This is a genomic window from Micromonospora matsumotoense, from assembly GCF_050951065.1.
Taxonomy (GTDB): Bacteria; Actinomycetota; Actinomycetes; order Mycobacteriales; family Micromonosporaceae; genus Micromonospora; species Micromonospora matsumotoensis.
Genome location: NZ_CP192025.1, coordinates 2,326,151 through 2,349,975, shown reverse-complemented (window position 1 = coordinate 2,349,975; position 23,825 = coordinate 2,326,151). Strand labels below are relative to the sequence as shown.

The window sequence follows — 23,825 nt, the reverse complement described above, 5'->3', positions numbered from 1 at the left end:
GGGGTCAGCTGTCGGTGGTGAGGCGGGCGTGCAGGTGTTCGTCGTGGCGGTGGCCGTCGCCGTAGCGGTGGGATTCGCGCAGCGTCCCCTCCAGCCGGTAGCCGGCGCGCGCGGCGACCCGGCAGGAGGCGGGGTTGTCCACGGCGTGCCACAGTTCGATCCGGTGCAGGTCGAGCCGGGCGAAGGCCCAGCCGGTGAGCGCGGCCAGCGCCCGCCCGGCGACCCCGCGTCCCCGGGACGGGGCGGCGGTCCAGTAGCCGACCGCGGCGTTGCCGTCCCGGATCTGGTGTACGGAGACCGCACCGAGCAGCGTTCGGTCGGCGTCTCCGGTCACCGCGAGGGAGACGTGGCTGCCGTCGCTCCAGTCGGCACGTCGGGCGATCCACCCGGCGGCCTGCGCCAGGTCGGTCACCCCCTGCCCGTTCCACCGGACGATGTCGGGGTCGACCAGGGCGGCCAGCACGGCCGGCGCGTCCGCCGCCCGCCAGGGGCGCAGCAGCAGGCCGGGGGCGGTGATCTCCACGGGTGGCACCCCGGCAGTCTGACACCCCGCCGATGCCGGTCGCCCATCCCCTTTCCGGCCCATCCTTCGAATTCTGAAGTTCCACTTCTCAAGCGATGCTGTCTCCCTGCTCACACGGGACAGCGACAGCTTGTTGAAATTTGAAGGAGTGCTACTGTTCCGGGCATGACGGAGAGCCTGGACAGCGAGCGGATGGCCTGCTGGCGGGCCTACATCGAGGCCAGCCAACGGCTGTTCACCCAGCTGGAGGACGATCTGCGCGCCGACGGGGAGCTGAGCTTCGCCGACTACCACGTGCTGGTCCTGCTCTCCGAGGCACCGGGCCAGCGGCTCCGGATGGGTGAGCTGGCCGGCCGGCTGGTCTTCTCCCCCAGCCGGCTCACCTACCAGATCTCCACCATGCAGCGGCGGGGCCTGGTCGCCAGGCAGTCCTGCCCCGGGGACCGTCGGGGCAGCGAGGCGGTGCTCACCGCCGCCGGGCTGCTGACCCTGCGCGAGGCCGCGCCGGGGCACCTCGCCTCGGTCCGCCGGCACCTGATGGACGACCTCGACGACGCCGAGGTCACCACCCTGACCCGGGTCTTCGACCGACTCGGCCGGCGACTGCGCGCCGACCGGGACGCGACGTCCACCCACCGCGACACCTGAGGAGCCTGAGATGCCCGCGATCACCGTCGACGACGTCCTCGTCCTGCCCCGCCTGCCCCGGCTCGACGAGACCACCAGCTACCGGCCGGTCCGCCGGCTGACCACCGCCCCCAGCGGCTACGAGGGTGAGGGCTTCCCGGTCCGCCGGGCCTTCGCCGGGGTGCCGATGTCGGATCTCGACCCGTTCATCCACCTCGACCAGATGGGCGAGGTGGACTACGCGCCGGGCGAGCCGAAGGGCACCCCGTGGCACCCGCACCGCGGCTTCGAGACCGTCACCTACATGATCGACGGCATCATGGACCATCAGGACTCGCAGGGTGGTGGCGGCACCATCACCGACGGCGATACCCAGTGGATGACCGCCGGCAGCGGCCTGCTGCACATCGAGGCCCCGCCGGAGCACCTGGTCAGAAGCGGTGGTCTCTTCCACGGCCTCCAGCTCTGGGTCAACCTGCCCCGGGTGGCCAAGATGATGCCGCCGCGCTACCAGGACATCCGGGGACGGGAGTCGACGCTGCTGACCACGCCGGACGGCGGCGCGCTGATCCGGATCATCGCCGGTGAGGTCGCCGGGCACCAGGGGCCGGGGTCGACCCACACCCCGATCACCATCGCCCACGTCACGCTCCAGCCCGGCGCGGAGCTGGACCTGCCCTGGCGGGCCGACTTCAACGCCCTGGTCTACGCGCTCTCCGGTCGCGGCACGGTCGGCACCGACCGGCGTCCCTTCCAGGGCGGCCAGTTGGCCGTGCACGGTCCGGGCGACGCGCTGCGGCTGACCGCCGGCGGCAAGCAGGACGGCAACACCCCGGCCCTGGACCTCTACCTCATGGGTGGAAAGCCCATCCGGGAGCCGGTGGCGCACTACGGGCCGTTCGTGATGAACACCCGCGCCGAGCTGATGCAGGCCTTCGAGGACTTCCAGGCCGGCAAGCTGGGCGTCGTCCCCGCCCAGCGGCTGCCGCACACCGGCGGCCAGGGCGACCGCCCCTGACCGGGCGTACGCCGGCCGTGGGGTTGGTCGGTCCGACGGGCGTCCCGGTCATCCGGGACGCCCGTCCGTCAGGAGACCGCGAAGATCCCGGCCACCCCGAGGATCACCATGAGCAGCACCGCCAGGAGCGCGCCGCGTTCGCTCTCGACCGCCTGGGTACGGTCCTCGGTCGCGGAATTCGTCGTCTCGGCGGGCATTGCGGTGCCTCCTCGGCGTTCGCGGCTCTGCGGGGTGCGGCAGGCCACCATCCGGGCGTCTTCCGTGGTACCCGGAATGCGCATCCGCGGCGGGGGTCCTACCGTGAGGACGTCGTCGACCTCGGGAGGTGGGAGCGTGGCGATCGAGGACTGGTTCCTGACCGCCGAGGAACGCGCCAACCCGGTCTCGGGGTTACCCGTCTGGACGACCGGAAACCTCGCCGAGCCACTGATTCACGGTGCGGCGTACTTCGACCGCCTGGTCAGCGCGGTGGAGGCCCTCGGCGCGGGCGACCACCTGTTCTTCACCGACTGGCGGGGCGACCCGGACGAGCGGATGCGCCCGGACGGCCCGACCGTGGCCCAGCTCTTCGCGCAGGCCGCCCAGCGTGGCGTGGTGGTCAAGGGGCTGCTCTGGCGGTCCCACCTCGACGCGCTGTCCTACAGCGAGGCGGAGAACCGGGACCTGAGCGAGACGGTCAACGCCGCCGGCGGCGAGGTGCTGCTCGACCAGCGTGTCCGGCGGGGCGGATCGCACCACCAGAAGCTGGTGGTGCTGCGCCACCCCGACGCTCCGGAGCGGGACGTCGCCTTCGCCGGCGGGATCGACCTGTGCCACAGCCGCCGCGACGACGCCGACCACCACGGCGATCCGCAGCCCCTCGCCATGTCGCCCCGGTACGGCCCGCACCCGCCCTGGCACGACGTGCAGCTCGCCGTCCGGGGGCCGGCGGTCGGCGCGTTGGACACCACGTTCCGCGAGCGGTGGACCGACCCGATGCCGTTGGACTCGGAGAACCCGCTGGCCTACCTGCGGGACCGGCTGCGGGGTTCCGACCTCCGCCCCGATCCGCTGCCCACCCAGCCGGCCGACCCGCCGCCCTGCGGCCCGCACCACATCCAGGTGCTCCGCACCTATCCGGCGGTCCGCCCCCGCTACGCGTTCGCCCCGGACGGCGAGCGCACGGTGGCCCGCGGCTACACCAAGGCGGTACGCCGGGCCCGCCGGCTGATCTACCTGGAGGACCAGTACCTCTGGTCGACCGAGGTGGCCGAACTCTTCGCCGAGGCGCTGCGGGCCAATCCGGACCTGCACCTGGTCGCCGTGGTCCCCCGCTACCCGGACGTCGACGGCGCGTTGGCGCTGCCACCGAACATGGTGGGTCGGGAGCAGGCGCTCTCGCTGTGTGAGCGGGCCGCCCCGGACCGGGTGCACGTCTTCGACGTGGAGAACCGGGCCGGCGAACCGGTCTACGTGCACGCCAAGGTCTGCGTGGTCGACGACGTCTGGGCGAGCGTGGGCAGCGACAACTTCAACAGGCGGTCCTGGACGCACGACAGCGAGCTGTCCTGCGCGGTGCTCGACGACACCCGCGACCCGAGGACCCCCGCCGACCCGGCGGGCCAGGGTGACGGTGCCCGGGTGTTCGCCCGGGATCTGCGGCTGCGGTTGTGGCGGGAGCACCTGGACCGCGACCCGGAGGGTGCCGACGACGCCGACCTGCTGGACCCGGCCGGCGCGGTGGCGGCGATCACCTCGACGGCCGACGCCCTCCAGCGGTGGTACGACACCGGCCGGCCGGGTCCCCGGCCACCGGGCCGGCTGCGCCCGCACCGACCCGAGCGGCTGCCCTGGTACACCCGGCTCTGGGCGCTGCCGGCCTACCGGCTGGTCTACGACCCCGACGGCAGGCCGCTGCACGCCCGGCGGAAGGGCACCTGGTGAGCCTCCGGCGCGGTCGGCCCGCAGGACGCGGGCCGGGTGGGTGCGGTGGCTGACGTCGCCGGGGGCGGCGGAGAATACCGGGTCAGTCCGCCCGGATAGGCGAACGAGGTACGCGGCGCGTAGAAGCCCCCGACGATGAGCAGGGGGTTCTCCGGGCGCAGCGCGTAGCTCGGGTGCGCCGGGTCGAAGAACTCCACCGACTCGATCTCGAAGGGGCTGACCGGCTCCGAGACGTACGGGTAGATGCCGCTGACCAGCTCGCCGTCGCGGATGGTGAAGTACCGGTGGTGTCCGGCACGCACCTCGTGCCCGGTCTGACCGACCCGGGCCCGGGTCCGGATCAACGGGAGGCCACCCACCTCGGTGTCGGCGACCAGCAGGTCACCCCGCAGCCGCAGGGTGGTGCGCCCCAGCACGGCCGGGGCGCCCCGGGCGGCGGCGTAGTCGCGGACCCGGGGGCTGGAGGTGACGTAGTGGGTCCACCAGCCGCCGGGGGTCTTTCCGTCGGGCGCGTCGACCCCGGCGAGGGCCACCCCGAGGTAGGTCAGCGTGTACGCGCCGAAACCGGAGGTCTGGGCGGCGTCCTCGACGACGTACTGGTTCATGAAGACCTGCCGGTCGGGCCGGGGGCGCAGACCCGGGGGAACCAGGGCGGCGACCGCGTCCGGGTCGGCCGGCAACCAACTGAAGTGCAGTGTGCGGCTGTCGACGACGAGCTGCGGGTCCGCGGGGTCGAGCACGGTGCTTCCTCCGTACCGGGATGGTCCCCCGCGACGCTACGGGCGGTCCTGTCGGCGGGACAAGGACGGAAACCCGACACCGCCCCCCGCATGTCGGGTTTCGGGTCGACGGACGGGTTCACCGGTTCACCGCCGGCAGCGCCCGGGTGGGCCCGTCCGCAGGGCCACCGGTGGGGGTGGCGCCCACCTCGCCCTCCGGCGGGTCACGCAGCGGTGCCGGTGATCACCATTCGGTCAATCTGTGCCCGATTTGGCCGTTTAGTGAGCGGAAATCACTTAAGTACATCAGCCTTTCGGCTAGATTTCCGCTCACCGATCAGGCTATGGTGGCTTCCGAACGGCCCATCTGAAGCTAAACCAAAGCGTCACGCCTTTTTCCGCGGACGAGGTGCAGGGAGGACCACCAATGACCGCGCCAACCATGAGCGAGCAGGCGACCACCACGCCACCCACCACCGAGAAGCTGGACCCGCGCGCCCTCACCGACAGCGCTGCGGACCTGTTGAACGCGATGGCCGCGCTGCCCGCCAACCACCCGTCCCGGCCCACGCTGCGGGACCGGGCGATCGAGGCCTGGCTGCCGCTGGCCAACCACCTGGCCCACCGCTACAGCGGCCGGGGCGAGCCCACCGACGACCTGGCCCAGACCGCCGCCGTCGGCCTGATCAAGGCGATCGACAAGTTCGACCCGACGCGCGGCGTCGACTTCGCCGGTTACGCCATCCCGACCATCATCGGTGAGCTGAAGCGGCACTTCCGCGACCGCACCTGGGACATCCGGGTGCCCCGTCGGCTCCAGGAGCTGCGACTGGCGATCTCCGACGCCAACAGCTCGCTGTTGCAGACCCTCGGCCGTTCGCCGACGGTCGCCGACATCGCCGCCCACCTCAAGCTCACCGAGGAAGAGGTCCTGGAGGGCCTGGAGGGCGCCCGCGCCTACAACGCGGTGTCGCTGTCCACCCCGACCGGTGACGGTGACCGGGCCACCGAGCTGGGCGACATGCTCGGCGGCGAGGACAACGAGTTCGAGCTGGCCGAGCTGCGGGTCGCCCTCGGCCCCGCGTTGGCCACCCTCGACGAGCGTGAGCAGAAGATCCTCACCCTGCGCTTCTACGGCAACCTGACCCAGTCGCAGATCGCCGACCAGATCGGCGTCTCGCAGATGCACGTGTCGCGGCTGCTCGCCCGGGCCCTGACCAAGCTGCGCGGTCAGCTCGACGGCACCTACTAGGGGTGGAGGCGGTCGCCGGCCCGGTGGGCCGGTGACCGCCGCGACCACAAGGCCCGGTCGGCGGTTCGCCGGCCGGGCCTTCCCCGGTCCGGGGCACCCGACCGGACGGACCGGCCACGGCAGCCGACCGACCCCCGCTCCGACGGCCACCACACCACGAAGGGGCCCCGACGCGCTCGCGTCGGGGCCCCTTCGTCGTCGGTACGGTCAGCTGCTCACCGGGTCCCGCCACATCGGATAGAACGGCGTGCCGTCGGGCAGCCGGAAGACCTCCCGCAGCCGGTAGCCGTGCCGGGCGTAGAGGTCCCGCCCGGCCTCGCTGCTCGCCTCCAGGTAGCCGGGCACCCGGTGGGCGTCCAGCCAGGCGTGGTGGTGCCGCAGCAGTGCGGTGCCCAGTCCCTGGCCCTGCCGTCCCGGCCGGACGGCCAGCAGCGCCAGGTGGTGGTGGTCAGGGTGCGGATGGTTGGCCGCGAACAGTTCGTCGAGGTGCTGGAACCGGGGAGTCCACTCCCCGCAGGCGGCGGCCAGCCGGTCGTCGTAGTCCACCGGAGCGGGCGACTCGTCACCGACCTGCGGCAACCAGACCGCCACCCCGTCCCGGTCGGCGGTGCCGAAGACCAGGCCGTGCCGCATCGCGTGGTCGACCAGGATCTCGAAGTTGTCGGCGAAGACGGCTTCCCGCTTGGCCTCGTCCGGCACCAGCCACCGGGTCGCCGGGAGCACCAGGAACGCCTCGGCGATCCGCTCGGCGACGAGCCGGGTGTCGGCGGTGTCGAGTCGCTCGACGGTGACCGTGCTCATCGCCGGGCCTCCGCCGGCACCGGGCCGTCCACCTGCGGGGCGAACAGTGAGGTGGCCGCGCTCTCCGCACCGCGCCCGATCCGGGCGTAGACGTCGGGACGGTTGGACCGCAGCACCATGCCCCAGAGGAAGCCGATCAACGCGGCCACCGGGTAGACCCCCGGGATGATCCAGCGCAGCGGTGAGTCCGGTGCGACACCGAGCAGGGTGGCGAAGTTCGCCACCGCCACCGCGACGATGGCGGCCAGCGCCACGGTGGCCAGCGCCGGCGCGATCGCCCGCCGCCACAGCGACTCCGAGGTGTCCGACCGGGCGAAGTAGACGATCACGGCGACGCTGGTGGTGGCGATCAGCAGCAGCACGCCGAACCCGCCGCCGGTGCCGGCGTAGTAGAAGAGCTGCACCACCGGGTCCCAGCCGTTGACCGCGTACAACACGATCACCAGCAGACCGAGCAGGCTCTGGGCCAGCGACGCCACCCGGGGTGCACCGGTGCGCGCCGAGGTCTGCCCGAAGGCGGCCGGCAGCACCCGCTCCCGGCCGAGCGCGAAGGCGTACCGGGCGGTGGTGTTGTGGAACGAGATCATGGCGGCCAGCACCGAGGTCATGAAGAGCGCCTGGCCGATGGTGACGGCGGTGTCGCCGAGGTGCGCGGCGGCCAGGTTGAAGATCAGTTCGATGCTCTGCTCACCGGCGGCGGCAGAGATGTTCTCCGGCCCGACGGCCACGGTCATCGACCAGGAGGAGAGGGCGTAGAGCCCAGCGATGATCGCCACCGAGAGGTAGGTCGCCAGCGGGACCGTCCGCTTGGGGTCCTTGCTCTCCTCGCTGAAGACCACCGAGGACTCGAATCCCACGAACCCGGTCATGGCGAGCACCAACAGCGCACCCGCCCCCGGCACCAGCAGGTTCGACGGGGCCAGCGCGGCGAAGCTGGTGGTACCGCCCGCCGGGTTGCTGAGCTGCCCCAGGTCGAACACGAGGATCACCGCGATCTCGGCGATCAGCAGCACCGCCAGGACCTTGCCGTTGACGTCCACCCGCAGCAGGCCGAGGAAGGCGACCAGCGCCCAGGCCACCAGGGCCACCACGGCCCAGTGCGGCTCGACGCCGAAGAGGGTGCCGAGCACGGGGGCGGCGGCGGCACCGATGGCGCCGTACAGACCGACCTGGAGCGCGTTGTACGCGATCAGGGCGACCCAGGCCGCGCCGACGCCGGCCGGCCGGCCGATGCCGCGCGAGACGTAGGCGTAGAACGCGCCGGCGTTCTCCACCCGGCGGGCCATCGCCACGTAGCCGACGGAGAAGAGCGCCAGCACGACGCCGACCGCGAGGAAGGCCAGCGGCATACCGGTGATGCCGGTGACCGCGTAGCCGGTGGTGACCACGCCGGCCACCACGGTCAGCGGGGCGGCGGCGGAGAGGACGAAGAAGATGACCGACGGCACACCGAGGCGGCCGCGGGCCAGGGCGTCACTGACGTTACTGGGTCGTGCGACTGTCGAATGGGGGGGCATGGGGCTGCTCCGGGAGAGGGGAGAGGAGGGGGAAGGCGGTGGCGCGGCGAGATCAGGGGATGCCGCGCAGCACCGCCGCGCCGACCGCGGCCTCGGTGTGCACGACGAGTTCCTTCAGGGGGGCGGGCAGCGACTGGACGAGGGTGGCCAGCCGGTGGTGGGCACGCGGGCCGGCGCTCCACAGCACCTCGCGGGTCAGCCCGGCGGCGGCCACCAGCCCGAGCAGGGTGGTATCCGACACCAAGGGCTGCTCCGGTCGCTCGACCAGGGCGCGCAGCCGGGTCGCCGGCCAGGCGGCGGCGTTGAGGTCGATCGGCAGGTAGCTGACGGTGGTGCGCAACAACCGGCGGTTCTCCTGTCGACGCAGCACCCCGGCGCGGGCCAGCCGCTCCCCCACCGAGGTGGTGGACGACTGGGCCAGGAATGAGAGCCAGGTACGCACCGCCTGGTGCTGCGACTCACCGATCAGTTGGTCGAGCACGGTGTGGGCCAGCGCGTCAGCCGGGGGACGCCGGTCGATCACGGTGACGAGTCCACCGGAGACGGTGATCTGTCCGAACAGGATCAGCTCGGCCAGCAGCCCGGCGGCGAGGCTGAGCCCGGTGGCACTCGGATGCAGCTTGGCCTTGCCACGGCTGTCGTTGTGCGCAATCAAAAAGAACTCGTCGGCGATCAGCAAACGAGCCTCCCACGCATTGTCCACAGGTGATCCACGCCGGGTGACAGGATGCCCGCAGACCTCCAGCTTTGCAACTCCCAGATTCGATGGTTGCACTCCGTACTCAGGCGACCTGCGGATCTTGTCGTGACAGACTCGGAGGGTGACTGCCAGCCCCACCGTTCGCCGCCGCCGCATCGCCCGTGAACTCCGCCAACTGCGAGAACGTGCGGGGATGACCCTCGACGTGGCCGCCCGCCAACTCGACATGTCCAAGAGCAACCTGTCCCGGATCGAGAACGCCCAGATCGGGATCAAACCCCGCGACGTCCGCGCCGCCCTGGCCCTCTACGAGGTGACCGGCGTCGATGCCGAGGCGCTCATCGAGATCGCCCGGGGCGCGCAGCAGCGCGGCTGGTGGCAGAACTACAGCGACGTGCTGCCGGAGTGGTTCGAGTTCTACGTCGGCCTCGAGGCGGAGGCGGAGAGCCTGCGCACGTACGAGGCCGAGTCCGTCCCCGGACTGTTGCAGACCGAGGCGTACGCCCGAGAGATGTTCCGGCGCACGGCCGGCGAGGAGGGGTTGGAGCGCAAGGTGGCCGCCCGGTTGCGCCGGCAGGAGATGCTGCACCGGGAGTCTCCCGCGGTCGAACTGTCGGTGGTGCTCAACGAGGCGGTGCTGCTGCGCCCGGTGGGCGGGCGGGCCGTGATGGCGGAGCAGCTGACCCACATGACCCAGGTGGCCCAATCACCGAACGTGACATGCCACGTACTGCCGTTCGCGTCCGGCGGCCACCCGGCGATGAGCACCCCGTACGTGATCATCACGTTTGCCGACGCGGCCGACAATTCCGTGGTTTACCTGGACAATCTCACGCTGGGTCTGGCGCTGGAGGAAACGGGACACGTGCGCGGGTATACCCTTGTGCACGAGGAGCTGTGCCGGATGGCACTGGATCCGGCGGAGTCCTTGGCCCGCTTGGAGGAGGCTGCTCATCACTTTGCGTGATCGCATTGCGGCACGCCCGGGGGGAACGGAAGGTACGGGAATGCAGGCGCTGCCTCTGTCCATGATGGACTGGCGGACCAGCAGCCGCAGCAGCGGCAACGGTAACTGTGTGGAGATCGCCGCCACCGACGACCGGATCGCGGTGCGCGACAGCAAGGACCGGTGCGGGCCCGCGCTGGTCTTCTCCGCCCACGCCTGGACAGCCTTCGTCACCGGCATGGAGGCGGTACGACCGGGCTGACCCCGGGCGTGCCACAGTGGCAGCCGTGCTCTCCGACGTACCACTCGACCTGCCGGTCCGGCCGGCGCTGCCACCGCTGCTGCGGGCGCTGACCGGCACCGGCAGCGCGGTCCTGGTGGCCCCGCCCGGGACCGGCAAGACCACCCTCGCCCCGCTCGCGGTGGCCGACGGGGTGGCCGGCCGGGTGCTGGTCGCCCAGCCCCGCCGGGTGGCCGCCCGGGCGGCGGCCCGACGGATCGCCGACCTGCTCGGCGAGCGGGTCGGCGACCGGGTCGGGTACGCCGTGCGCGGCGACCGCCGGGTCGGCCCGGACACCCGGATCGAGGTGGTCACCACCGGTCTGCTGGTCCGCCGGCTGCTGCGCGACCCCGAGCTGCCCGGGGTCGACGCGGTGCTGCTCGACGAGTGTCACGAGCGGCAACTCGACGCGGATCTCGCGTTGGCCTTCACCGTGGAGGCCCGCGCCGCGCTGCGCCCCGAACTGTGGCTGGTGGCGATGTCGGCGACCCCGGAGGCGGACCGGTTCGCCGCGCTGCTCGGCGGCGACGCCGCGGCCCCGGTGATCCGCGCCGAGGCGGCCCTGCACCCGGTCGCCCGGGTCTGGACGCCGCCACCGCGACCGGTCACGCCAGCGGGCGCGGGCCGGGTCGATCCGGCCCTGCTCGACCACGTCGCCGCCACCGTCCGGCGGGCGCTGCACGAGCAGGACGGCGACCTGCTGGTCTTTCTGCCCGGGGCGGGTGAGATCGGGGCGGTGGCCCGCCGGTTGGCCGACCTGACCGACCGGGTGGCCGTCCTGCCGCTGCACGGGCGGCTGCCCGCCAGCGCGCAGGACGCCGCGTTGCGCCCCGCCGGGCGTCGTCGGGTGGTGCTCGCCACCTCGGTCGCGGAGAGCAGCCTGACGGTGCCCGGGGTCCGGGTGGTGATCGACGCCGGGTTGGCCCGGGTGGCCCGTACCGACCTGTCCCGGGGGCTGGGCGCGCTGGTCACCGTGCCGGTGTCCCGGGCCGCCGCGACCCAGCGGGCCGGTCGGGCCGGTCGACAGGCTCCGGGGGTGGTCTACCGCTGCTGGTCCGAGGCCACCCACGGCCGGCTCGCCGCCCAGCCCGCGCCGGAGATCACCACCGCCGACCTGACCGGGTTCGCGCTGGACCTGGCCGCCTGGGGCAGCCCGGACGGCGTCGGCCTGGCGCTGCCCGACCCGCCACCGGCCGCCGCGCTGACCGTGGCCCGGGGAACCCTGACCACCCTCGGCGCGATCGACGCCGAGGGTCGGGTGACCGCCCGGGGACGGGCCATCGCCGCCACCGGGACCCATCCCCGGCTGGGCCGGGCCCTGCTCGACGGCGCCGCCCGGGTCGGCCGGGACCGGGCCGCCGAGCTGGTCGCCCTGCTCGCCGAGGACGGCCTGGTCGGGCGGCACGACGACCTCACCGCCGGATGGCGGCGGCTGCGCGATGCCACCGACCCCGGTGCCACCGCCCGCTGGCGCGCGGAGGTACGCCGGCTGCGCGCCGCCCTGCCCACCACCACCGAGCGGGGCGGTGGCGGCGGACGGCTGCCGGATGATCTGGCGGCGGGGTTGCTGGTGGGGCTGGCCTACCCGGAGCGGCTGGCCCGGCTGCGCCGGGCCGGCGGGACGTCGTACCTGATGGCGGGTGGGACCGGGGCGGAGCTGGCAGCCGGGTCGGCGCTGACCGGGACGGCCTGGCTGGCCGTGGCGGTCGCCGACCGGTCGCCGGGCGCACCGACCGCCCGGGTCCGGCTGGCCGCCCCGGTGGACGAGGCGACCGCGCGGGAGGTCGGCGGCCCGCTGCTGACCGAGGTACGCGAGGTCGGCTGGGTCGACGGCGACGTGCTGGCCCGGCAGGTGACCCGGCTCGGGGCCATCGAGCTGATCAGCCGCCCGCTGGCCCGGCCGGCGTCGGAGCTGCTGGCGGCCGCCCTCGCCGACGGGCTGCGCCAGGCGGGCCTGGACCTGCTGACCTGGACCCCGGCGGCCCGGGCGCTGCGGGAGCGGCTGGCGTTCTGCCGGCAGGCGTTGGGGGCGGACTGGCCGGAGGTCTCCGACGCCGCACTGCTCGATGCCGCCGACCGGTGGCTCGGGCCGGAGCTGGCCGCCGCCCGCCGCCGTGCCGACCTGGCCCGGATCGACGTGACCGGGGCGTTACGTCGGCTGCTGCCCTGGTCGCAGGCGGGCCGGCTGGACGAGCTGGCCCCGAAACGGATCGAGGTGCCCAGCGGCTCCCGGGTCCGGGTCGACTACGCCGATCCGGCCGCGCCGGTGCTGGCGGTGAAGCTGCAGGAGACGTTCGGCTGGGCGGACGCGCCCCGGCTGGCCGGCGGACGGGTGCCGGTGCTGCTGCACCTGCTCTCGCCGGCCGGCCGGGCGGTCGCGGTCACCGCCGACCTGGCGTCCTTCTGGCGCACCGGCTACCCGCAGGTGCGCGGGGAGCTGCGGGGGCGCTATCCGCGCCATCCCTGGCCGGAGGACCCGACCACGGCCACGCCGACCCGGCACACCACGCACCGTCGACGTTGAGCCGGCCCACCCGCCGCGCACGGGGCGGCCCGTCCGTTGCCGGCAGGCCGGGTTCGCAGGTTGGCGGCGGACCGGGTCACTCGTCGACGACGTCGGCGATGAGCACGGTGATGTTGTCGGGGCCACCGGCCCGCAGCGCCAGGTCGATCAGGCGGCGGGCGCAGGCATCCCGGTCCGGGGTCTCCCGGAGCACCTCGGTGAGGGTGTCCGGGCGGACCACGTTGGAGAGGCCGTCGCTGCACAGCAGCCAGCGGTCGCCGACCCGCGGCACCATCGTCGCGTACGAGGGGGAGACCTGCTCGCCCTGCAACGCCTGGGTGACCACGGCCCGCCGGGGGTGGCTGGACGCCTCCTCGGGGCTGATCACGCCCTGGTCGACCAGCATCTGGACGAAGGTGTCGTCCCGGGTGACCTGCTTGAGGATGCTGTCGCGGAACAGGTAGGCCCGGGAGTCACCGACGTGCGCGAGCGCCAGGCAGCTGCCCGTCCGGGAGAAGAGCAGGGCGGTCAGTGTGGTGCCCATGCCCTGCCGCTCCCGGTCCTCCTCGACCGCCTGGTGGATCCGCGCGGTGGCCAGCTCGATGCCGGTCTGCAACGCCGCCACCAGAGCGTCCTCGGGGGTCTCCACGTCCAGTGGGGCGACCGCGTCGATGGCGATCCGGCTGGCCAGGTCGCCGGCCGCCATCCCGCCCATGCCGTCGGCGACGGCGACGAGCCAGGCACCGGAGTGCATGGCGTCCTGGTTTCCGCTGCGGATCAGCCCACGGTCGCTCGTCCCGACGGAACGAAGCTTCAGGGTCATGGATGGCAGCCTGCCAGGCGAAGGGTGTTGTTGTCTCTAGGAGATCAGGACGACTGCGCGTGGCGCGGTGAATCTCACTGCCGGACCCGGTCGATCCGGGACGGGCCGGCGCGCCCCGACCAGGCCGAAGGTCATCCAGTCGAATCGATTGACAGGGACGAGACGCGCTGGAAACATCTGGCTGATACCTGGGAGCGCTCCCAGTTGCAGGTAGCTTTCCGCCCGCACTCCACCACTCCCCCTTCCGCCCGGAAAGGAATCCCGTGATCCTGACCCGACGACGTCGGCGGCATCTCGCGGTACTGGCAGCGACGACCTTGATCCTCACCGGAGCCGGCGCCGGCGTGGCCCACGCCGAGGTCCCGCCGGACGCCCCCGAGCAGATCAGCAACGGCGACTTCAGCGAGGGCGTCTCGCCCTGGTTCTCCTACGGCACCGGCCCGCTCGACGTGGTCGACGGCCGGCTCTGCGTCACCATCCCGGCCGGACTGGCCAACCCGTGGGACGCCGGCATCGGCCACGACGGGGTCCGGCTCAACGCCGGCGCGGAATACAAGCTGAGCTTCGACATCTCGGCCACCCCAGGGTTGAGCGTCAACGCCGTGCTCCAGCTCGGCAGCGCCCCCTACACGTCGTACGCGAGCGTGCCGGCGGTGGCCGCCCCGACGAGCAAGCGGGTCGAGCAGACGTTCACCGTCCCGGACGACAACCCGAACGCCCAGCTCGTCTTCCAGGTCGGCGGGGCCGCCGCCGAGCAGCGGCTCTGCCTGGACAACGTCTCGCTGCGCGGCGGCGAGGCCGCCCCGCCGTACGTGCCGGACACCGGCCCCCGGGTCCGGGTCAACCAGATCGGCTACCTGCCCGGCGGCCCCAAGAACGCCACCGTGGTGACCGAGTCGACCGGGGCGCTGCCCTGGCAGCTCAAGTCGGCGGCCGGCACGGTCGTCGCCAGCGGCGCGTCCACCCCGCGCGGGGTCGACGCCGCCTCCGGGCAGAACGTGCAGACCATCGACTTCTCGGCCTACCGGACGGCGGGCACCGGCTACACGCTGGTCGCCGACGGCGAGACCAGCCACCCGTTCGACATCTCCGGTGACCTGTACGACCGGCTGCGCGCCGACTCGATGCAGTTCTTCTACGCCCAGCGCAGCGGCATCGCCATCGACGGTGACCTGATCGGCGAGGAGTACGCCCGCCCGGCCGGTCACCTCGGGGTGGCCCCCAACCAGGGTGACACCGAGGTGCCCTGCCAGCCCGGCGTCTGCGACTACTCGCTGGACGTGCGCGGCGGCTGGTACGACGCGGGCGACCACGGCAAGTACGTGGTCAACGGTGGCATCGCCGCCTACCAGCTGCTGAGCGCCTTCGAGCGGACCAAGACCGCGGAGACCGCCAACGGTGGCGCCGCGCTGGGTGACTCGACGCTGCGGGTGCCCGAGCGGGGCAACGCGGTGCCGGACGTCCTCGACGAGGCCCGCTGGGAGATCGAGTTCCTGCTCCGCATGCAGGTGCCGGCCGGCAAGCCGCTGGCCGGGATGGCCCACCACAAGATCCACGACAAGGCGTGGACCGGCCTGCCGCTCGCCCCGCAGGACGACGCCCAGCCGCGCGAGCTGCACCCGCCGTCGACCGCCGCCACCCTCAACCTGGCCGCCGTCGCCGCGCAGTGCGCCCGCCTGTTCGCCCCGTACGACGCGGCGTTCGCCGCCCGTTGCGGCACCGCCGCGTCGACCGCGTACGCCGCCGCCAAGACCCACCCGGTGATCCTCGCCGACCCGGCCGACGGCATCGGCGGCGGGGCGTACGAGGACAGCAACGTCACCGACGAGTTCTACTGGGCGGCGGCCGAGCTGTACCTGACCACCGGCAAGAAGGCGTACCTGGACGACCTGACCGCCTCGTCGCACCACACCGGCGAGGTGTTCGGCGCGGGTGGCGCATTCAGCTGGCAGAGCGTGGCCGCGCTCGGCCGGCTCGACCTGGCCACCGTGCCGAACGGCCTGCCGGCCGCCGACCGGGCCCGGGTCCGCGCCTCGGTGACCGCCGCCGCCGACAACTACCTGACCACCCTGCACGCCCAGGCGTACGGCCTGCCGGTGCCGGGTGCGGCGGGCAGCTACGTCTGGGGCAGCAACAGCAACATCATCAACAACATGGTCGTGCTGGCCACCGCCTTCGACCTGACCCGGGACGCGAAGTACCGGGACGGCACGGTGCAGGCCACCGACTACCTGCTCGGCCGCAACGCGCTGAACATCTCGTACGTGACCGGCTGGGGCGAGCAGAACGCGCAGAACCAGCACAGCCGGATCTTCGGCAACCAGCTCAACCCGGCCATGCCGCACCCGCCGGCCGGCTCGCTCGCCGGTGGCCCGAACGCCGACCTCCAGGACCCGTTCGTCGCCCAACTGCTCAAGGGCTGCGCGCCGATGTTCTGCTACGTCGACGACATCAACTCGTACTCGACCAACGAGGTGGCGATCAACTGGAACTCGGCGCTGGCCTGGCTCGCGTCGTTCCTCGCCGACCAGGGTGACGCCAAGGCGGTGGCCCCGCGCAGCTGCGCGGTCAGCTACCAGGTGCACGGCACCTGGCCGGACGGCTCCAACACCCAGGTCGTCGTCCGCAACACCGGCGACACCGCGATCGACGGCTGGACCCTGCGGTACGCCTACACCGGCGACCAGAAGGTCACCCAGGCGTGGACGGCCAAGGTGACCCAGTCCGGGGCCACCGTGACGGTGAAGAACGAGTCGTACAACGCGAAGATCGCACCGGGCGGCAGCGTGACCTTCGGCCTGCTGGCCAAGACCGGCACGCTGGCCAACCCGTCGCCGGACCTGATCACCGTCAACGGCGCCGCCTGCACGGTGTCCTGACCGGCACTCCCACCCTCGGGCCCCGGGCTGCCACCCGGGGCCCGAGCGCGCCGGGCGGTCGTCCCCCGACCGTCCGGCGCTCCCCCACCAGGCCCCACCATCCGCGACACCCACGTCGTCGTACCGATCATCGCGAGGTGGGGTCCGGCCACCGAACGGCCCGGCCGCCACCCCGGCCCCGGCGGTGCCGCCGCCCCACCCCGGCACGCCCCACCACCCGGCACGCCCCACCACCCACCACCGCCGCCACCCGGCACGCCCACCACCCCGCCATCCGGCCACCCGGCCACCCGGCATGTCCCGCCACCCCGCCACCCCGCACGGCAACCACCCGGCACCCTCGCCACCCGGCACGCCGACCACCCACGCCCAGCCCGACCCACCGGCACGGCCAGCCCGCCAGTCCGATAGGCCCGCCGAACCCGACCCGACCGACCGGCACGTCCTGCCCGGTCCAGTAGTGGAGGCGAGTTCCATGCCCGAGCTGACCACGATCTCCGACGCCGAACGTCGGCGCATCGTCCACGAATTCGTCGACGAGACCGTCGGCGATGCCCACCCCGAGGTCGTGGCGATGGTCCGTGACCTCACCTTCCGGGTCCGCGACACCGTCGAACTGGCCCGCGCCGCCGGCATCACCCCCGAGTCGCCCCGCGCCGGCCACGTGGTGGCCGCGCTGGTCGCCGCGTACGGCGAGGTCTTCGACCGGGTCGACGACGCCGGTTACCGCAGCGCGCTACTGGCCCGCCTCGAGGTCGCGAACGACCCCCGGACCGAGCGCTACTTTCAACTCCTCGCCACGGTCAACGGCTGGACCCCGCCCCCCACCCTGACCCCCGTCCTGGACTGGTTCATCGCCGCGCTGCGCCAGCACCCCGCACCCTGACCATCCCTCGCGCCCTAACCCGCCCGGCCCGCCCTCCGCGCTCCCGCCCCATCGACGAAACGTGCCAGGCCGGGCGCGCGGTGCGGTGCGGGCGGTGCGCGCGGTGCGGTGCGGTCCTGCAGTGCGATGCGATGCCCGATGCGATGCGCGCGGTGGTGCACTGCGGTCCGCGCGGTGCGGTTCATGCGGTGGGGTCCACGCGATTGGGCGTGCAGAACGGTCCGAGCCGTGCAATGCGGTCCGAGCGGTGGGCTGCGGTCCGAGCGGTCCCGTCTGGTGGGGCACGTCGGGCGGGTCAGCGTGCGGTCAACCGAGACCTAACCGCTACGGGCCGGGCATACACGTCTCCCACCCACACCTTGGCCCGAGACGTGTATGCCTGTCCGTCATATTTATGACCGACAGGCATACGTGTTCCAGGACAGTCATACTCACCTAGAGCTCACGCACGGTGACGGTCAGCGCTACGCCCGAGTGGCTCAGCCTGGCCTCGTCGATGACAGCGACCAGCAGCAACGACCAACGGCGGCAGGCCGTCGCGTAGAGGCCGGACCAGAGCCCCAGGACGCCCCGCTTGGGTAGTGCGGCAACCTCGGCACGATGTCTCGTCTGCGGAATTCGCTCCTGGCTGGCCCACCGCCGCGGCGGTCTTCGGCACACTCCACTGCGGGCGCCCTTCACCCGCCCCGGGCTCCGCACGCCCGGCCCAGATGCCCCCAGCCCGCACGCGCACCCCACCTCCAACCCCACCACACGCACGCACACGCTCCCCCGACCGGCACACTCCGCCCGCGCCTGCCCACACATGCATGCCCGAGCCGGTGGGTCCGGCAGGAGGCAGTCGACCGGGCAGAGCACGGCCGGGCCAAGCCGGGCCGAGCCGAGCCGAGCCGAGCCGAGCCGAGCCGGGCCGGGCCGGGCCGAGCCGGGCCGGGCCGAGCCGAGCCGGGCCGAGCCGGGCCGGGCCGAGCCGAGCCGGGCCGAGCCGAGCCGGGCCGAGCCGAGCCGGGCCGAGCCGAGCCGGGCCGAGCCGAGCCGAGCCGGGCCGAGCCGGGCCGGGCCGGGCCGGGCCGAGCCGGGCCGGGCCGAGCCGGGCCGGGGCAGGGCAGGGCAGGGCCGAGCCGGGCCGGGGCAGGGCAGGGCCGAGCCGGGCCGGGGCAGGGCAGGGCCGAGCCGGGCCGGGGCAGGGCAGGGCAGGGCAGGGCCGAGCCGGGCCGGGGCAGGGCAGGGCAGGGCCGAGCCGGGCCGGGGCAGGGCAGGGCCGAGGGCCCGCTGTCACGGCACGACAGGCGGGCGCTCGGTCCTGGCGGGGCTCAGCCGGGCAGGCCGCTGACGGCGGCGGGTACGGCGACGTCGCCGCCGGTCCAGACGTAGCTGGCGTCCACGGCCGGTGTGACGCGCCCTCCGGCGAACAACGAGTTCACCCGGGACGCCTCGGCGGTGCTGGGCTTGGCGTTGCGGCAGGAGACCGGGGCGCTGCTGCCGGACATCAGGTCGGTGCACAGGCCGGTCCGGTTGTCCGGCAGGCCGAGGATGTGGCCGATCTCGTGGGTGGCGATGCGGGTCCGGTCGTACCCCTGGTCGACGGCCTGGGTGCCCATCCAGACCCGGCCGTTGCCCAGGCTGGTGGTCTGTGCGCGGGGCCAGCCGGTGTCGACGTAGATGGTGATGTTGCCCGGTGTGCGGGCGACCAGCCGGACATTGGTCACCGAGCTGTTCCAGATCGTCGCGGCCTGGTCGAAGTTGGTGCGGAACTCGCCGGCCCGGCTCGCGTCGTAGTAGACGGTCCGGGCGGCGGCGGACGCGGTGGTGCCGACCGAGGCGACCGCGCCGGTCGCCGCGAGCACCAGCGCCAGCAGGGTCCCGGCGGTACGCGAGAACTGTCGTCGGATCATCCGACCTCCCATCGATAGAAGTTCACCGATGTTATGTGGTCGGTCGGATCAGGGTCGAATAGCGGTTACGTCATACCGCCGGCCCACGGCACCGACAACTCAGCCGGCACCGACAACTCAGCTGGCACCGACAACTCAGCCGGCCCACGGCACCGACGGCACGGACAGCTCAGCCGGGCTCAGCCGATCTCCTCGTCGAGGAAGCACCAGCGCCAGGCTTCCCCCGGCTGGATCGAGCGCATCACCGGGTGCCCGCTCGACTCGAAGTGCTTCGTGGCGTGCTGGTACGGCGACGAGTCACAGCATCCCACCTGCCCACACTCCACACAGCACCGCAGGTGCACCCAGTCGTCGTTGCCGACGGCGACGCACTCCGGGCAGGCCTCGGCCACGGTCGGCTCGGTGGTCCCCGCCCCGGTCAGGTGCGCACAGCTCATCAGTCGCTCTCCCGTCGCAACAACGACTCCTCCAGGTCCAGGTCACGGTAGGCCCGCACCAGCACCTCCTCGGGAATCCGTCCCTCGTCGCGGGCGGCCCGGAAGACCTCCCGCTCGGCGTCGATCATCTCCTGCCGCAACCGACCGTACGCCTGGGACGGGGTCTCCCGGTCGCTGCCGCCGAGCCGCTCCCAGGCCAGGTTGGTGCGGCTCTGCACCAGCCCGCGCAGCCGCTCCACCACGGCCGGCGGCGCACCCTCGGCCAACTCGTCCAGCCGCTCCCGGGCCGCCCGGCCGGCCTGCTGCTGCACCGTCGCGGCGGAGAGCGCGTCGGCCACCGGGTCGTCCGGGGTCAGCTTCAAGCGGCGGGCCACCCACGGCAGGGTCGCGCCCTGCCCGAGCAGGGTCGCCATGATCACCGCGAAGGCCAGCCAGATGAACAGCGCCCGCTGGTACGGCTGCTCGCCGGCCAGCGTCAACGGCAGGCCCAGCGCGGCGGCCAGCGTCACCACCCCGCGCATCCCGGCCCACCCGATGACGATGGGGAACTGCACCGGCGGGGCCGGGTCCCGCTGCCGGACCCTCGGCACCAGCCGGGCCAGGTAGGTGGCCGGGAAGACCCAGACGAACCGGGTCAGGAAGACCGCCGCCAGCACCGCCGCGGTGATCCCCACCAGCCGCCCGGTCGGCTCGTCGAGATCTTGCAGCACCTCGGGCAGTTGCAGGCCGACCAGCAGGAAGACCAGCCCCTCCAGCAGGAACTGCACCAGTCGCCAGAACGCACCGGTCTGCAACCGGGAGGCGGCCGACAGCAGCAGCGGCATCTTGTGGCCGATCCCTAAACCGGTGACCACCACCGCCACCACCCCGGAGGCGTGGATCGCCTCGGCCGCGAAGACCACCGCGAACGGCACGATCAGCGACAGTGCGTTGTCCAGCAGCGGGTCGGTGGTCCGCTTGTGCAGGTAGCCGAAGACCACCACACCCAGCAACCCGACCAGCACCCCGCCACCGGTGGCGACCACCACCTCCTGCGCCACGTACCCGAAGCTGACCGAGCCGGCGCTGGCGGTGGCCGCGACGATCGCCACCCGCAGCAGCACCAGCGCGGTGGCGTCGTTGACCAGGCTCTCCCCCTCCAGGATGGTCACCACCCGCCGGGGCAGACCCACCCGGCGGGCCACCGCGGTCGCGGCGATCGCGTCCGGCGGCGCCACCACCGCCCCCAACGCCAGGCAGATCGCGTACGGCAGGTCGGGCAGGAACAGGTGCACCACCGTGCCCACCACGAAGGCGGTGAAGATCACCAGACCCACCGCGAGCAGCAGGATCGGCCGCAGGTTGAGCCGGAACGCCGGGACCGAGGTGCCCAACGCCGCCACGTAGAGCAGCGGCGGCAGGATGCCCACCAGCACCAGGTCGGGATCGAGCCGGACGTGCGGGAAGCCCGGCAGGAAGGACAGCCCGAGGCCGAGCACCACCAGCAGGATCGGCGCGAGCAGGCCCAGCCGGCGGGCCAGCGCGGCACCGAAGGTCGCGATCGCCAGGAAGACCACGACCTCGAACAGAGCTTCCATGGAGTAGCAGCCTAGGGGTACGACCGGGCCGGGGTGATCACCCGGCGGCGCGCAGTTTCGGCAGCACCTCCGCGCCGAACGTGTCGATGAAGGCGCGCTGCTCCTGCCCGACGTGGTGCAGGGCGATCTGGTCGACGCCCAACGACAGGTACTCCTCCAGCCACCCGACGTGTCGGCCCAGATCCGACGACACGTTCACCACCTCGGTGACCTTCTCCATCGGCATCCGCTCGCTGACCACGTCGAAGTGCTCGGCGGTGTCCAGGTCCCAGCAGACCGGCGGCGGAAAGACGTTGCTGCGCCACTGCTCGTACGCGATCGCCTCGGCCTCGGCCTGCTCCGGCGCCCAGCTCACGTGCACCTGGAGGTGCACCGGCCCCCGCCCACCGGCGTCCCGGTAGGCGTCGATCATCTCGCGCAGGTGTGCGGTCGGCGCGTTCACGGTGATCAGGCCGTCCGCCCACTCGGCGCACCACCGGGCGGTGGCCACGCTGACCGCCGCCCCGATCAGCGCCGGTGGTTCCTCCGGCCGGGTCCACAGCTTGGCCCGGTCCACCCGGACCAGGCCGTCATGGCTGACCTCCTCGCCGGCCAGCAGCGCCCGGATCACCTCCACGCACTCCCGCAACCGGGCGGTCCGCACGTCCTTGCGCGGCCAGCCGTCGCCGGTGATGTGCTCGTTGCTCGCCTCGCCGGTGCCCAGCGCCGCCCAGAACCGGCCCGGGTACATCGCGCCCAGGGTGCCGATGGCCTGCGCGATGATCGCCGGGTGGTAGCGCTGGCCGGGGGCGTTGACCACGCCGAACGGCAGCCCGGTGGCCTGGAGCGCGGCCCCCAGCCAGGACCAGGCGAACCCGGACTGGCCCTGCCGGGTGCTCCACGGCGAGAAGTGGTCCGACGACATCGCCGCGTCGAAGCCGGCACGTTCGGCGTGCACCACCGCCTCCAGCAGGCGACTCGGATGGATCTGCTCGTGGGAGGCGTGGAAGCCGAACACCGTCATGGCGTCCTTCCGTACCCATGACGGTGTGCGGTTAAAGCTCGCCCCGCGCCGGCTTACCCGGCGGGATCGTCCGTCGCCCGGGCCGGGTGGCGGCGAGGCGGGGTCACTCGGCGTGCGCGCCGGCGCCGACGGTGGCGGCGCCCTCCCCCACCCAGACGGTCTTGGTGTTGCAGAACTCCCGCATCCCCAGCGCCGACAGCTCCCGGCCGTAGCCGGAGTTCTTCACCCCGCCGAAGGGCAGCTCCGGATAGGAGGTGGTCATGCCGTTGACGAAGACGTTACCGGCGTCCAGGTCGGTGGCGAACCGCTCCTGCTCGGCCGGGTCGGTGGTCCAGGCGTTCGCGCCCAACCCGAAGGGCGTGCCGTTGGCCACCTCGATCGCCTCCTCGTACGACGACACCCGGTAGAGCCCGGCGACCGGGCCGAAGACCTCCTCGGCCCACATCCGCATCTGCGGGTCCAGGTCGGTCACCACCGTCGGCGGATAGAACCAGCCGTCCCCGGTCGGCTTCTCGCCGCCGCAGAGCACCGTCGCACCGTGCGCCACCGCGTCCTGCACCTGGGCGTGGATCTCGTCCCGGCCGCTCTCGCTGGCCAGCGGGCCGACGTCGGTGTCGGCGTCCATCGGGTCACCGACCCGCAGCGCCGCCATGTGCGCGGCGAACTTCCCGGCGAAGACGTCGAAGACGTCGGTGTGCACGATGAACCGCTTGGCCGCGATGCAGGACTGGCCGTTGTTCTGGCAGCGGGCGGTGGTGGCCACCTCGGCGGCCCGGTCCAGGTCGGCCGAGGGCATCACCACGAACGGGTCGCTGCCGCCCAACTCCAGCACCGTCTTCTTCAGCTCCCGGCCGGCGATCTGGGCGATCGAACGGCCCGCACCCTCGCTGCCGGTCAGCGTGGCGGCCCGGACCCGGGGGTCGCTCAGGATCCGGTCGACCGCGTCGGAGCCGACCAGCAGGGTGGTGAACGCGCCCTCCGGGAAGCCGGCCCGGCGGAACACGTCCTCCAGATAGAGCGCGGTCTGCGGCACGTTGGAGGCGTGCTTGAGCAGGCCGGTGTTCCCGGCCATCAGGGCCGGCGCGGCGAACCGCATCACCTGCCAGAGCGGAAAGTTCCACGGCATCACCGCGAGGACCGGCCCGATCGGCTGGTAGCGGACGTACGCCCGCTTGGCCTTGACGGCGGCGGCGTCGGCGGGCTCGTCGGCGAGCATCCGCTCCGCGTGCCCGGCATAGAACCGGCAGGCGGTCGCGCACTTGGTGACCTCGGCCTTCGCCGCGGCGTACGTCTTGCCCATCTCGGTGGTCATCAGCCGGGCGGTCTCGTCGCGCTCGGCGTCGAGCAGGTCCGCGGCGGCGTTCATCCACTGCGCCCGCTGGGCGACCGTGGTCCGGTGCAGATCCCGGTACGCCAGGTCGGCCCGTTCGATGGCGGCGTCGATCTGCTCCGCCGACATCGGCTCGTACGACTTGAGCACCTGACCGGTGGCCGGGTTGGTGGTGGCGATGGGCAT

General features: G+C 73.1%; 20 protein-coding genes and 1 pseudogene. 9 read left to right on the top strand and 12 right to left on the bottom strand.

Annotated elements, in window-relative coordinates:
- Positions 1–4 precede the first annotated feature (4 nt).
- Positions 5–532, bottom strand: coding sequence for a GNAT family N-acetyltransferase (locus ACQP1S_RS10425; RefSeq protein ID WP_432905661.1), 528 nt, complete (start codon positions 530–532; stop codon positions 5–7).
- 156 nt (positions 533–688) lie between these two features.
- Here ACQP1S_RS10425 and ACQP1S_RS10420 point away from each other — a divergent pair, with 156 nt between their 5' ends.
- Complete coding sequence (locus tag ACQP1S_RS10420) at positions 689–1,171, top strand: MarR family winged helix-turn-helix transcriptional regulator (RefSeq protein WP_363668848.1); 483 nt, start codon at positions 689–691, stop codon at positions 1,169–1,171.
- A gap of 10 nt (positions 1,172–1,181) precedes the next feature.
- On the top strand, positions 1,182–2,168 hold the full coding sequence (locus ACQP1S_RS10415) for a pirin family protein (RefSeq protein WP_091246552.1): 987 nt from the start codon (positions 1,182–1,184) through the stop codon (positions 2,166–2,168).
- A 68-nt stretch (positions 2,169–2,236) separates the two neighbouring features.
- On the opposite strand, the gene ACQP1S_RS10410 is transcribed toward ACQP1S_RS10415, so the two are convergent.
- On the bottom strand, positions 2,237–2,365 hold the full coding sequence (locus ACQP1S_RS10410; RefSeq protein ID WP_432905657.1) for a hypothetical protein: 129 nt from the start codon (positions 2,363–2,365) through the stop codon (positions 2,237–2,239).
- A gap of 136 nt (positions 2,366–2,501) precedes the next feature.
- On the opposite strand from ACQP1S_RS10410, the gene ACQP1S_RS10405 reads away from it, so the two are divergent.
- On the top strand, positions 2,502–4,091 hold the full coding sequence (locus tag ACQP1S_RS10405; protein ID WP_091246554.1) for a phospholipase D family protein: 1,590 nt from the start codon (positions 2,502–2,504) through the stop codon (positions 4,089–4,091).
- Here the strand turns inward: ACQP1S_RS10405 and ACQP1S_RS10400 are convergent.
- A complete protein-coding gene (locus tag ACQP1S_RS10400; RefSeq protein ID WP_091246556.1) occupies positions 4,040–4,831 on the bottom strand; it encodes a hypothetical protein in 792 nt (263 codons plus the stop codon). The two genes, ACQP1S_RS10405 and ACQP1S_RS10400, sit on opposite strands and share 52 nt — an antisense overlap.
- A 406-nt stretch (positions 4,832–5,237) precedes the next feature.
- Between ACQP1S_RS10400 and ACQP1S_RS10395 the strand changes: the two genes are divergently transcribed.
- Entirely contained in the window at positions 5,238–6,062 is an 825-nt protein-coding gene (locus tag ACQP1S_RS10395; protein ID WP_091246558.1) for a SigB/SigF/SigG family RNA polymerase sigma factor, read from the top strand.
- A 207-nt stretch (positions 6,063–6,269) separates the two neighbouring features.
- On the opposite strand, the gene ACQP1S_RS10390 is transcribed toward ACQP1S_RS10395, so the two are convergent.
- From ACQP1S_RS10390 to ACQP1S_RS10380, 3 genes are read right to left on the bottom strand one after another with little or no spacing between them, the layout of a single operon-like run.
- Positions 6,270–6,863: a GNAT family N-acetyltransferase gene (locus tag ACQP1S_RS10390; protein WP_091246559.1), complete on the bottom strand. Its 594-nt coding sequence runs from the start codon at positions 6,861–6,863 to the stop codon at positions 6,270–6,272.
- Positions 6,860–8,380 carry an APC family permease gene (locus tag ACQP1S_RS10385; RefSeq protein ID WP_432905652.1) on the bottom strand — a complete coding sequence of 507 codons (1,521 nt, stop codon included), beginning with the start codon at positions 8,378–8,380 and terminating at the stop codon, positions 6,860–6,862. Before ACQP1S_RS10385 ends, ACQP1S_RS10390 begins: the two co-directional genes overlap by 4 nt.
- 52 nt (positions 8,381–8,432) lie before the next feature.
- Positions 8,433–9,059: a GOLPH3/VPS74 family protein gene (locus ACQP1S_RS10380; RefSeq protein WP_176739003.1), complete on the bottom strand. Its 627-nt coding sequence runs from the start codon at positions 9,057–9,059 to the stop codon at positions 8,433–8,435.
- A gap of 142 nt (positions 9,060–9,201) precedes the next feature.
- On the opposite strand from ACQP1S_RS10380, the gene ACQP1S_RS10375 reads away from it, so the two are divergent.
- The 3 genes from ACQP1S_RS10375 to hrpB are packed head-to-tail and all read left to right on the top strand — an operon-like array spanning position 9,202 to position 12,830.
- Complete coding sequence (locus tag ACQP1S_RS10375; protein ID WP_432905650.1) at positions 9,202–10,047, top strand: helix-turn-helix domain-containing protein; 846 nt, start codon at positions 9,202–9,204, stop codon at positions 10,045–10,047.
- Positions 10,048–10,087: 40 nt separating this feature from the next.
- A complete protein-coding gene (locus ACQP1S_RS10370) occupies positions 10,088–10,288 on the top strand; it encodes a DUF397 domain-containing protein (RefSeq protein ID WP_091246569.1) in 201 nt (66 codons plus the stop codon).
- Positions 10,289–10,313: 25 nt separating this feature from the next.
- Positions 10,314–12,830: an ATP-dependent helicase HrpB gene (hrpB, locus tag ACQP1S_RS10365; protein WP_432905647.1), complete on the top strand. Its 2,517-nt coding sequence runs from the start codon at positions 10,314–10,316 to the stop codon at positions 12,828–12,830.
- Between the two features lie 76 nt (positions 12,831–12,906).
- Here the strand turns inward: hrpB and ACQP1S_RS10360 are convergent, their stop codons facing one another.
- A complete protein-coding gene (locus ACQP1S_RS10360) occupies positions 12,907–13,632 on the bottom strand; it encodes a PP2C family protein-serine/threonine phosphatase (protein ID WP_091246571.1) in 726 nt (241 codons plus the stop codon).
- A gap of 269 nt (positions 13,633–13,901) precedes the next feature.
- Between ACQP1S_RS10360 and ACQP1S_RS10355 the strand changes: the two genes are divergently transcribed.
- Entirely contained in the window at positions 13,902–16,511 is a 2,610-nt protein-coding gene (locus tag ACQP1S_RS10355; RefSeq protein WP_432907956.1) for a glycoside hydrolase family 9 protein, read from the top strand.
- Between the two features lie 475 nt (positions 16,512–16,986).
- Positions 16,987–17,397, top strand: coding sequence for a hypothetical protein (locus ACQP1S_RS10350; RefSeq protein WP_091246575.1), 411 nt, complete (start codon positions 16,987–16,989; stop codon positions 17,395–17,397).
- Between the two features lie 1,319 nt (positions 17,398–18,716).
- Here the strand turns inward: ACQP1S_RS10350 and ACQP1S_RS10345 are convergent.
- From ACQP1S_RS10345 to ACQP1S_RS10325, 5 genes and pseudogenes are all read right to left on the bottom strand, one after another.
- Positions 18,717–19,292 (bottom strand): annotated as a pseudogene (locus ACQP1S_RS10345) (snapalysin family zinc-dependent metalloprotease); the annotation flags it as partial.
- Positions 19,293–19,471: 179 nt separating this feature from the next.
- A complete protein-coding gene (locus tag ACQP1S_RS10340) occupies positions 19,472–19,729 on the bottom strand; it encodes a UBP-type zinc finger domain-containing protein (RefSeq protein WP_091246582.1) in 258 nt (85 codons plus the stop codon).
- Positions 19,729–21,306: a Na+/H+ antiporter gene (locus tag ACQP1S_RS10335; protein ID WP_432905643.1), complete on the bottom strand. Its 1,578-nt coding sequence runs from the start codon at positions 21,304–21,306 to the stop codon at positions 19,729–19,731. Before ACQP1S_RS10335 ends, ACQP1S_RS10340 begins: the two co-directional genes overlap by 1 nt.
- A gap of 37 nt (positions 21,307–21,343) precedes the next feature.
- Positions 21,344–22,309 (bottom strand): TIGR03885 family FMN-dependent LLM class oxidoreductase, encoded by a 966-nt coding sequence (locus ACQP1S_RS10330; RefSeq protein ID WP_432905641.1) that lies wholly within the window; start codon positions 22,307–22,309, stop codon positions 21,344–21,346.
- 103 nt (positions 22,310–22,412) lie between these two features.
- On the bottom strand, positions 22,413–23,825 hold the full coding sequence (locus ACQP1S_RS10325; protein WP_432905638.1) for an NADP-dependent succinic semialdehyde dehydrogenase: 1,413 nt from the start codon (positions 23,823–23,825) through the stop codon (positions 22,413–22,415).

What these genes read in the sequence shown, in the direction of transcription:
- ACQP1S_RS10420 (WP_363668848.1), top strand. Translation starts at nt 689, where the DNA reads ATGACGGAGAGCCTGGACAGCGAGCGGATGGCCTGCTGGCGGGCCTAC.
- ACQP1S_RS10415 (WP_091246552.1), top strand. Translation starts at nt 1,182, where the DNA reads ATGCCCGCGATCACCGTCGACGACGTCCTCGTCCTGCCCCGCCTGCCC.
- ACQP1S_RS10410 (WP_432905657.1), bottom strand. Translation starts at nt 2,365, where the DNA reads ATGCCCGCCGAGACGACGAATTCCGCGACCGAGGACCGTACCCAGGCG.
- ACQP1S_RS10395 (WP_091246558.1), top strand. Translation starts at nt 5,238, where the DNA reads ATGACCGCGCCAACCATGAGCGAGCAGGCGACCACCACGCCACCCACC.
- ACQP1S_RS10390 (WP_091246559.1), bottom strand. Translation starts at nt 6,863, where the DNA reads ATGAGCACGGTCACCGTCGAGCGACTCGACACCGCCGACACCCGGCTC.
- ACQP1S_RS10385 (WP_432905652.1), bottom strand. Translation starts at nt 8,380, where the DNA reads ATGCCCCCCCATTCGACAGTCGCACGACCCAGTAACGTCAGTGACGCC.
- ACQP1S_RS10370 (WP_091246569.1), top strand. Translation starts at nt 10,088, where the DNA reads ATGCAGGCGCTGCCTCTGTCCATGATGGACTGGCGGACCAGCAGCCGC.
- ACQP1S_RS10360 (WP_091246571.1), bottom strand. Translation starts at nt 13,632, where the DNA reads ATGACCCTGAAGCTTCGTTCCGTCGGGACGAGCGACCGTGGGCTGATC.
- ACQP1S_RS10350 (WP_091246575.1), top strand. Translation starts at nt 16,987, where the DNA reads ATGCCCGAGCTGACCACGATCTCCGACGCCGAACGTCGGCGCATCGTC.
- ACQP1S_RS10340 (WP_091246582.1), bottom strand. Translation starts at nt 19,729, where the DNA reads ATGAGCTGTGCGCACCTGACCGGGGCGGGGACCACCGAGCCGACCGTG.
- ACQP1S_RS10335 (WP_432905643.1), bottom strand. Translation starts at nt 21,306, where the DNA reads ATGGAAGCTCTGTTCGAGGTCGTGGTCTTCCTGGCGATCGCGACCTTC.
- ACQP1S_RS10330 (WP_432905641.1), bottom strand. Translation starts at nt 22,309, where the DNA reads ATGACGGTGTTCGGCTTCCACGCCTCCCACGAGCAGATCCATCCGAGT.
- ACQP1S_RS10325 (WP_432905638.1), bottom strand. Translation starts at nt 23,825, where the DNA reads ATGCCCATCGCCACCACCAACCCGGCCACCGGTCAGGTGCTCAAGTCG.